At 73.7% G+C, this 8,708-nt stretch carries 10 protein-coding genes; 3 read left to right on the plus strand and 7 right to left on the minus strand.

The features are described 5' to 3' along the window. Nucleotides 1-7: 7 nt before the first annotated feature. A complete protein-coding gene (locus tag ACTIDRAF_RS0205440) occupies nt 8-1,540 on the minus strand; it encodes a glycoside hydrolase family protein (RefSeq protein WP_157162865.1) in 1,533 nt (510 codons plus the stop codon). A gap of 219 nt (nt 1,541-1,759) precedes the next feature. Next, the gene (locus ACTIDRAF_RS0205445; protein WP_016697706.1) at nt 1,760-2,206 is read right to left on the minus strand and encodes a hypothetical protein; all 447 of its coding nucleotides are present in this window, start codon (nt 2,204-2,206) and stop codon (nt 1,760-1,762) included. A gap of 73 nt (nt 2,207-2,279) precedes the next feature. Here ACTIDRAF_RS0205445 and ACTIDRAF_RS0205450 point away from each other — a divergent pair, with 73 nt between their 5' ends. Next, complete coding sequence (locus ACTIDRAF_RS0205450) at nt 2,280-3,107, plus strand: hypothetical protein (protein ID WP_016697707.1); 828 nt, start codon at nt 2,280-2,282, stop codon at nt 3,105-3,107. Continuing rightward, nucleotides 3,104-3,475 carry a GntR family transcriptional regulator gene (locus ACTIDRAF_RS0205455; RefSeq protein WP_016697708.1) on the plus strand — a complete coding sequence of 124 codons (372 nt, stop codon included), beginning with the start codon at nt 3,104-3,106 and terminating at the stop codon, nt 3,473-3,475. The genes ACTIDRAF_RS0205450 and ACTIDRAF_RS0205455 overlap by 4 nt, the downstream gene beginning before the upstream one ends. 65 nt (nt 3,476-3,540) lie before the next feature. Here the strand turns inward: ACTIDRAF_RS0205455 and aroQ are convergent, their stop codons facing one another. Continuing rightward, nucleotides 3,541-3,981, minus strand: coding sequence for a type II 3-dehydroquinate dehydratase (gene aroQ, locus ACTIDRAF_RS0205460; protein WP_016697709.1), 441 nt, complete (start codon nt 3,979-3,981; stop codon nt 3,541-3,543). Then, nucleotides 3,978-5,087 carry a 3-dehydroquinate synthase gene (gene aroB, locus ACTIDRAF_RS0205465; protein ID WP_016697711.1) on the minus strand — a complete coding sequence of 370 codons (1,110 nt, stop codon included), beginning with the start codon at nt 5,085-5,087 and terminating at the stop codon, nt 3,978-3,980. Before aroB ends, aroQ begins: the two co-directional genes overlap by 4 nt. Before the next feature lie 502 nt (nt 5,088-5,589). On the opposite strand from aroB, the gene ACTIDRAF_RS31805 reads away from it, so the two are divergent. Then, nucleotides 5,590-6,534: a peptidoglycan recognition protein family protein gene (locus ACTIDRAF_RS31805; RefSeq protein ID WP_016697712.1), complete on the plus strand. Its 945-nt coding sequence runs from the start codon at nt 5,590-5,592 to the stop codon at nt 6,532-6,534. Between the two features lie 20 nt (nt 6,535-6,554). On the opposite strand, the gene ACTIDRAF_RS0205475 is transcribed toward ACTIDRAF_RS31805, so the two are convergent. The 3 genes from ACTIDRAF_RS0205475 to ACTIDRAF_RS27370 all read right to left on the minus strand — a co-directional run. Next, nucleotides 6,555-7,076, minus strand: a complete 522-nt coding sequence (locus ACTIDRAF_RS0205475) for a shikimate kinase (RefSeq protein ID WP_016697714.1) — start codon at nt 7,074-7,076, stop codon at nt 6,555-6,557. A 1-nt stretch (nt 7,077) separates the two neighbouring features. Further along, entirely contained in the window at nt 7,078-8,262 is a 1,185-nt protein-coding gene (aroC, locus tag ACTIDRAF_RS0205480) for a chorismate synthase (protein WP_016697715.1), read from the minus strand. Nucleotides 8,263-8,323: 61 nt separating this feature from the next. Continuing rightward, nucleotides 8,324-8,708: prepilin peptidase (locus ACTIDRAF_RS27370; protein WP_016697716.1), on the minus strand; the 385-nt coding region annotated here is incomplete at its 5' end.

The raw sequence follows: 8,708 nt of genomic DNA on the forward strand, positions 1-8,708 counted from the left end.
GCCCGCCTCAGCGGCTGCCGGCGTGGAGCACGGCTCCCAGCTCGTGCCGCTCCCAGCTCTCGACGGAGGTCTCGACGGTGGTGGAGTCGTTCAGCTCCGCGACCTCCGGATCGACCACGGGCCACAGCCGGTCGTCGTCGAGCAGCAGGGCCAGGGGACGGTCGGGCGCGTTGACCGCGGTCGCGCCGGGGTTCACCCGGGCGATCACCGGGAGCCCCTCCAGCGCCGGAACCCGCTCGTCCAGCACCCGCACCGCCAGCCGCTCGGCGACCGACCGGCGTTCGACGCGGACGAGCGCCCCGTCGACCACCACGTCGACGGTCCGTTCGGGGGAGGGCACGGCGAACCCGTCGAGGACGGCGGCGGCGCGTTCCGCGTCGCGGCACCCGTCGATCCCGTGGATGTCGAGGCCGAAGTGGGCGATGCCGGTGGGTGCCGTCTCCTCCGTCGTCGCGCGGAGCAGGTCGATCGGGACCCGACCGCAGGGGTCGGTGACGCTGGTGGGGGCGTGGCCGAGCGGGTCCCGCACCAGGCCAGGCCCCTCCCGCCAGGGACCCTCGACAAGGATGCGCTGGTAGGGGTGGTAGCGGAACTCCCGGTCCCAGAAGGTGATCGAGGTGCCGGTCTCGGTCTGGTGGGCGATGGCGAAGGCGTCCAAGGCCTCGACCCACATCCAGTCGGCGCTGAAGGCGTCCACCACGGAGAAGGTGCGGGGCTCTGCGGCGGAGGCCACCGGGCGGAAGCCGTCCTCGGTCAGGGCCTGGAGCTCGGTGCGGAACTCGGGATCGCGCGCCCGGAGGACGAACTGACCGGCCCCGTTCCAGCCGGCCGCGGCGGCCGTGGTGTCGGTGAACATCAGGTGGAACCAGCCGTCGAGGTGGAGGACGGCGGGCTGCCCCGCCCCGTAGGCGTTGTCCCGGATCTCGTCCTCGGCGGCCGTCACCACCGGCCGCCCCTCGGCGAGCCGTGTCCAGCTCAGGCCGTCGTGGCTGCTGGCGACGCCGATCGCGTTGCCGTCGGCGTGGTCGCCCGGCGCTCCCGTGTAGTAGAGGTAGTAGACGCCGTCGACCTTGATGACGGACGGATCGCAGGTGTGCATCCCGTCGAACCCGCCCGGGTTGCCGGAGAAGACGGGGACGGCCGGGCTCCCGTCGGCGGCGCGGTACTGCCCGCCCGGTTCGGTGGCCTCGGCGTGGAGGATGTCGTCGCCCGGAGGCGGCGAGTAGGGCAGCTGGCTGCACCACCAGGCCCGGTACCGGCCGCCGTCGCGCAGCACGGTGGGTCCGTAGTTGTAGGGGGCGCTGGGCCCTCCGGAGGCGACGACACCGGGGCTCGACCGGTGGGCGTCGGTGGACAACGGCACCGGTTCGGCGGGAGGTTCGTCGCCGTCGGCCGGTACCACGAGCGGTTCGACGGCGTCGAGGTGGACCGATGGGGAGCCTTCGGCACCGGTGCACCCGGCCACCAGCGCGACGGCGGCGAATCCGGCGCACAGCCGCCCCGCGCGGCCGGTCCGGCCGGTCACCGCCGGCCCGCGCATCTCGGTCAACCAACCGGGCAACGCCCAAACCCCTTCGCGTTCGCCGCAACCCGGAGGAAACAGACCGGGCCCCCGGAACGGACGACCCGGGCAGCGTCAGTCTAGAAGCGCCCGAGACGCGCCGGGACACCTTCACCGACTTGTGGGCGAGTTCAACGCGTTCGGCCTGATCAGCCCCGTCCGCGGGCCGTTGGCGACGGCCGGGACGGCCGGCAGTGCTCACTGGGCGCAGCGCCCGGCGGGGTCGAGCTCGGCCCGCAGCGCCTGGGGCACCGCGAGGGGGAACTCCAACACGTTCATGCCGAGCGCGGGCGCGCTGGCGAGGACCTCCACCCCTCCCCCCTCCGAGGGCGGGCAGCCCGTCAGCGGCAGTGCGACGCGCGCGGCTCCCCCGGCGGGGATCACCCCGACCTCGGGTGGGAGTGCCTCGGTTCCCGGTTCCGCCCCCGCCCACTCCACCCGGCGCACGACGGTCTCCAACGGCCCCTCGTTGGTGACCTCGAGTTCGAGGACTGGGACGCCCGTGCCGCTGGCTCCCACCACCTCCACCGACAGGTGGGGCCAGAACACACCGGCCCACCAGAACAGCACGCCCACGGCCCCGGTTCCCAGCACCGCGCCCAGCGCGCCCAGCACCCTGCGCCGCGCGCCCCAGTTCGTCTCCACCTCGGAGCTCCTCACCGTCCACCGTCCATGTGAGCTAATGTATCAACTCGGTGATACACGAGGGAGGAACACCGTGCCCGACGCCAACTCGATCGCGCTCCTGCTGGGCCTCACCCTGTTGGTGCCGCTGTGGACCTTCGTCGCCGCCACCCAGCCCATCTCCCGCCGCTCCCTGCGCACGTTCGCCGTGTGGCACCGGCTGCCCGCGACGGCGGCCGAGTCCCCCGCGCTGATCAGCGCCCTCGGGCGGAGCCGCAGGTACGCGCTGGTCGGCGGCGGCCTGGGCTGGCTGACCGCTCCCCTGACCCAGGCGCCGAGCACCCGGGCCGTCCTGTTGGGGCTGGCGGGCTCCCTCGGCGGGATCGTGCTGGCCAGCGCGCTCCGGCAGCGGCGCCTCGCCCAACGCCCGCCCGACGACCAGCCCCGGGCCGCCCTGCTGGCCCCCCGCCTGGCGGAGCACTACGTCAGCTCGTGGGTTCGGGCCGTGCCCGTGATCGCCCTGAGCTGCACGGCGGTGTTCCTCGTCCTCGCCGTGGCGCTACCGGTGCCCGAGGGGTACTCGCCCTGGGCCTCGTTCGCGACCGCCTGCCTCGCCGTGACCGTGGGCCTGGCCAGCCTGCTCGCCCGGCGCCGGCTGCTGGAGAGCCCCGCCCTCGAGGGCGCGGACGAGGACTGGGTCGTGGGGGAGTCGATCCGGTCCCACGACGCGCAGCGCCTCACCAGCACCGCCGGAGCCCTGCTGTGCCTGCTGGCGGGCGCGACGATCCCCCCGGTGGCGGCGCTCCCGCCCTGGGCCGGGTGGGCGCTGTTCGCGAGCGGCACCGCGCTGAGCGGGCTCGCGCTGGCCTGCTGGCTGCACGGCCGCGAGGCACCGCCGGTGCGGGGCAGGATGGCGGCGTGATCCTCGAGATCGACCCGAAGGCGCCGGTTCCCCCGTACGAACAGGTCAGGGCGCAGCTCGCCACGCTGATCGACACCGGCGCGCTGCCCGCTGGTTCGCGCCTGCCGAGCATCCGGCAGCTGGCGCAGGACCTGGGCATCGCGACCGGAACCGTCGCGCGCGCCTACCGCGAACTGGAGGGAGCGGGCTACCTGTCCAGCCGGGTCGGGAGGGGCACCGTCGTCCTCGACCGCCCCCAGCTCGGCGACGAGGAACGCGAGGAGCTGGTGCGGGCGGCTGTGCTCGACCTGGTCACCGCCGCCCAGCGGTGGGGCGTCCCTCCCGACCGGGTGCGCGCCGTGCTCGACGAGGAACTGGACCGGCGCTGAGAACGCCGGGGGGCGGGTGCCCGAGCCCCGGACACCCGCCCCTCGGGCGAGGGGCCGTGCCCGGGCTAGGCGCCGGCGGTGAGCTCCTCGGCCAACCAGTCCAGGGCGAGCAGGTACCCGCGCACCCCGAGGCCGGCGATCACGCCGGTGGCGACCGCCGAGAGGTAGCTGTGGTGCCGGAAGGACTCCCTGCGGTGCGTGTTGGAGATGTGCAGCTCGATCAGGGGAGCCGTGAGTTGGGCACAGGCGTCCCGGACCGCGACGGAGGTGTGCGTCCACGCTCCCGCGTTGAGCACCACCGGAGTGCCGGCGTCGGCGGCCTCGTGCAGCCAGCCGAGGAGTTCGCCCTCGTGGTCGGTCTGCCGGACCTCCACCTCCAGGCCACGTTCGGCACCGCGTTCGCGGCACCGCTCGACCAGTTCGGCGTGGGTGGTGCTGCCGTACACGGCCGGTTCGCGGCGCCCCAGCCTGCCGAGGTTGGGGCCGTTGAGCACGAGGACCCTCACAGCAGGACCCCGCCGCTCTTCTTCGCCGCGCCCCCGCTGATCTCCGCGTAGGCGGCGGCCAGCAACGTCGGGTCCGGTCCCTCCAGCCGACCGGGGCGGGCCAGGCCGTCGAGCACCACGAACCGCAGCACCCGGGACCGGGCCTTCTTGTCGCCCCGCATCGACTCCAGCAACTGGGGGAACGCGTCGGGGTCGTAGGAGACGGGCAGGCCCAGCGCGGAGAGCACCGAGCGGTGCCGTTCCACCGTCTCGTCGTCCAGCCTGCCGGCGAGCCTGGCCAGTTCGGCGGCGAAGACCAGTCCGACGCTGACGGCGGCGCCGTGGCGCCAGCGGTAGCGCTCGCGGCGCTCGATGGCGTGGCCGAGCGTGTGGCCGTAGTTGAGGTCCTCCCGGTGGTGGGACTCGTGCAGGTCGGCGGCGACCACGTCGGCCTTCACCTGGACCGACCGCCGCACCAGCTCGCCGAGCACGTCCCCCTGGGGGTCGGTCGCGGTGTCCGGGTCGGCCTCGATGAGGCGCAGGATCTCGGGGTCGGCGATGAAGCCGGCCTTGACGACCTCGGCCATGCCCGCCAGCAACTCGTTCCTCGGCAGGCTGTCCAGTGTGGTGAGGTCGACCAGCACCTCGGCGGGTTCGTGGATCGCGCCCACCAGGTTCTTGCCCGCGTCCGTGTTGATGCCCGTCTTGCCGCCCACGGCGGCGTCCACCATGCCGAGCAGCGTGGTGGGCACGTGCACGACCCGAACGCCCCGCATCCAGGTGGCGGCGACGAAGCCGGCGAGGTCGGTCGCCGCGCCGCCCCCCAGGCTGACGATCACGCCGTCGCGGGGCAGGCCGATCCTGCCGAGGACGTCCCAGCAGAACCCGGCGACGGCCAGGCTCTTGCCGTCCTCCGCGTCGGGGGTCTCCACCCGGTGCGCGTCGACGCCGGCGGCAGCGAGGTCCTCCCGGACGGCCTCGGCGGTCGCGGCCAGGCTCGGCTGGTGCACGATCGCCGCGACGGGCGCGCCGCGCACGGCCTCCACCAGCTCACCCAACAGTCCGCGGCCGATCACCACGTCATAGGGGGCGGCCGTGGCCACCCGCACCCGTACCGGTTCCGTCATCACGCTCCCTCGCGGTTCGGGGCGCGGCCGGGCCCCCGTGCGCGCCACCCGTCTCTCCCGAACCAGCATTTCACCCGGTGCGGCAAGCGCTCCGGCCGCCCCCGCGCCGCCGGACACCCCTGGCGGCACCCGCACGGCGGCCGGACTCGGTCTCCCGAACGGGGACCTACCGCCGACCGGGGGACCTTCGTTCCCGCGTTCATCGCAATCCGTCCGCAATCCTCGGACAACTGCTGCACAGGGTCAGTGGAACGAGGAAGAGATTGACCTGAAAGGGAGAGGACATCGTGACCGCTTTTTGGCAAACTGACAACGGCAACCATCCGCAGCCGGTTTCCCGGAAAGTCGACACCGACAACCCACCGGACGGGGGAGGGCGTCGTCACCGTCCCCGCATTTCCGCACGGGTCTCACCGCAGAGGCGATCGGGCGCGCGAGCGCTTCCTCAGGGCCACGACGTGCCACGTCCGTGCGGCCCCCGTCCACGACTCGAGGTGATCCGATGGCGTACGCGACGTGGCTGGCCGACGCTCTCCGCGCGCAGGGACTGCGGGTGCACGAGGAGGGCGGCTGGACCAGCCGAGGACACGGCCCGCTCAGCGCGATCCGAGGCGTCATGCTGCACCACACCGCGGGCGCCGCCACCGGCAACTTCCCCTCGCTCGGGGTGGTGCGCGACGGCACCGGCTCCCTGGCCGGCCCGCTGGCCAACCTGGGCCTCGCTCGGGACGGCACCTGGTTCGTCATCGCCGCCGGACTCGCCTACCACGCGGGCGCGGGCGGCCCCTGGCGCGACGTCGCGGCCAATGCGGGGAACCAGCACCTGCTGGGCATCGAGGCGGAAAGCGTGGGCACCCGGAACGACTGGACCGACGCCCAGCTGGATTCCTACCCGCGCGGGGTCGCCGCGTTGCTGGCACACCTGCGCATGGGTGCCGACCGGGTCGTCGCCCACAAGGAATGGGCGCCGACGCGGAAGATCGACCCCGCGCACTGGCCAGGGGACATTCCCGGTTTCCGGGATTCGGTAGCCCGCATTCTCGAAGGAGACACCGTGAACTGGTCGCAGACCTGGACCAATCCCGTCACCGGAACCACCGAACCGGCGAGTGTCACCCTGCGGTACATGGAGGACCGCATCGTGAAGCGGCTGAGCACGGCGATCGCCAACGCCGGGCTCGACTCGACGGTGCGCAACCCCGTGGTGGACACCACCGAGAAGGCGCGGACCGCCATCGGCTACGCGGAACAGCGCATCATCAACGGCGTGGTGCGGTCGGTGGCCAGCCTGCTGGACGGCCAGCAGACCGAACCGGCCAGCCCGGAGGCGATCGCCAACGCCCTCGCTCCGCTGATCACCGCCGCCGTCACCGAGGCGCTCGGCCAGGACAACGAGAAACAGGCCGACGCGATCGTCGAGGCCCTCGCCAGGAGACTGGCCGAGTAGCCCTCCCCCGCCCCAGCTCCTCAGCCAGTGCCGGTCAGCGCCGCGACGGCCAGGTCGGCCACCTGCTCCGGCTCGATCCCGTCCGTGCTGATCTCGACGGTGGCGACCTCCCGGTACAGCGGTAGCCGGGCCTCCAGCAACGCCCGGAAGGTGGCCCGGGGGTTCAGACCGGCCAGCAGCGGGCGGGCGGTGGACAACCCGGTGCGGCGGGCCCCCTCGGCGAGACCGACGTTGAGGAACACGACCGCGTGGTCGGCGAGCAGCGCCCTGGTGCCGGGAGCCAGTACCGCTCCGCCGCCGAGCGCCAGCACCCCGGGGTGCTCGGCGAGGGCTCGGCGGACGGCCTCCTCCTCCAAGCTCCGGAAGGCGGGTTCGCCGTCCTCGGTGAAGATGTCGGCGATCGGCTTGCCGGTGGCGGCGACGATGTCCTCGTCGACGTCGCGGAACGGCACCCCGAGCCGCTCGGCGGCGAGCCGGCCCACGGTGCTCTTCCCGGCGCCGGGAGGACCCACGACCACCAGGACTGGTCGGACGCCGGTCATCTCAGTCACGCTCCAGGTCGGCGAGGTAGGCGCGGGCGTTCCGGGTGGTCTCGGCCAGCGAGTCACCGCCGAACTTCTCCAGGGCCGCGTCGGCCAGCACCAGCGCCACCATCGACTCCGCGACGACGCCAGCCCTCGGCACCGCGCAGATGTCCGACCGCTGGTGGATGGCCTGTGCCGGCTCGCGCGTCGTCACGTCCAGGGTGGCCAGTGGCCGGGGGACCGAGGAGATGGGTTTCATCGCCACCCGCGCCCGCAGTGGTTCGCCGTTGGTGATGCCACCCTCGACCCCGCCGGCGCGGTTGCTGCGGCGACGCACCCCTGTCCCGGTGGGCACCGGGTCGATCTCGTCGTGCGCCTGGCTGCCCCGACGGCGGGCGGTGGCGAAGCCGTCGCCGATCTCCACGCCCTTCATCGCCTGGATCCCCATCAGCGCGCCCGCGAGCCGGGCGTCGAGCCGCCGGTCGGCGTGCACGTGGGAGCCGAGACCGGCGGGCAGGCCGTAGGCGATGACCTCGATGACCCCGCCGAGGGTGTCCCCGTCCTTCTTCGCGGCCTCCACCTCGGCCATCATCGCCTCGGTCGCGTCGGCGTCGAAGCAGCGCACCGGGTTCTCGTCGATGGCGGCGAGGTCCTCCGGGCCGGGCAGCAGGTCGCTGGTGGACTCGGCGGCGCCGATGGAGAGCACGTGGCTGACGATCTCGACGCCCAGCGCCTGGCTGAGGAACCGCCGGCACACCGTGCCCAGCACCGTCCTGGCCGCGGTCTCCCGAGCGCTCGCACGTTCCAGGACCGGACGAGCCTCGTCGAACCCGTACTTCTGCATCCCGGCGAGGTCGGCGTGACCGGGGCGGGGTCGGGTCAGCGGCTTGTTGCGGGCCAACCCGGCCAGTACGTCCTCGTCAACCGGGTCGGGAGACATCACCTGTTCCCACTTCGGCCACTCGGTGTTGCCGATCCGCACCGCGACCGGGCCGCCCTGGGTCAGGCCGTGCCGCACGCCGCCGATGATCTCGATGTCGTCGGCCTCGAAGGACATCCGCGGACTGCGTCCGAAGCCGAGCCGACGTCGGGCCAGCTGCTCGTTGAGGTCGGTGGTGGTGACGCCCACCCCCGCCACCATGCCCTCGAGCACCCCGACCAGGGCGGGACCATGCGACTCACCAGCGGTCATCCAGCGCAACACGCGCCGATCCTGCCATGTCCGGCCTCGGTCACCCCCTCCGGGCGGCGGGTGGGCGGCGCGCTCAGCCGAACCCCGGCCAGGCCGTCACCAGCCACGCGCAGCCGACCATCGGCAACCCGTGCGGCAGGGTGGCTCGCCGCCCGCACCCGGCGAGCAGGGCCAGCACCCCGGCCAGGCCGGTCACCAGCACCGCGCCGAGCGCCCCGAGCAGCAGCGACGGCCAGGACACCGCCGCCAGCACGGTCCCGGTGCTGGCGGCGAGCTTGACGTCCCCGAGGCCCAGGGCCTCGGGCGCGCACCGGTGCGCCACCAGGTAGACGCCGGTGAGCAGGATCCCGCCCAGCGCCGCGCGAGCGAGCATGGCGGGATCGGGGGCGCGGGCAGCGGCCATCCAGACGAGCACCAGGGCGGCGGGCACGGCGGGGAGGGTGAGCGCGTCGGGCAGC

This window comes from Actinoalloteichus spitiensis RMV-1378, assembly GCF_000239155.1.
GTDB lineage: Bacteria > Actinomycetota > Actinomycetes > Mycobacteriales > Pseudonocardiaceae > Actinoalloteichus_B > Actinoalloteichus_B spitiensis.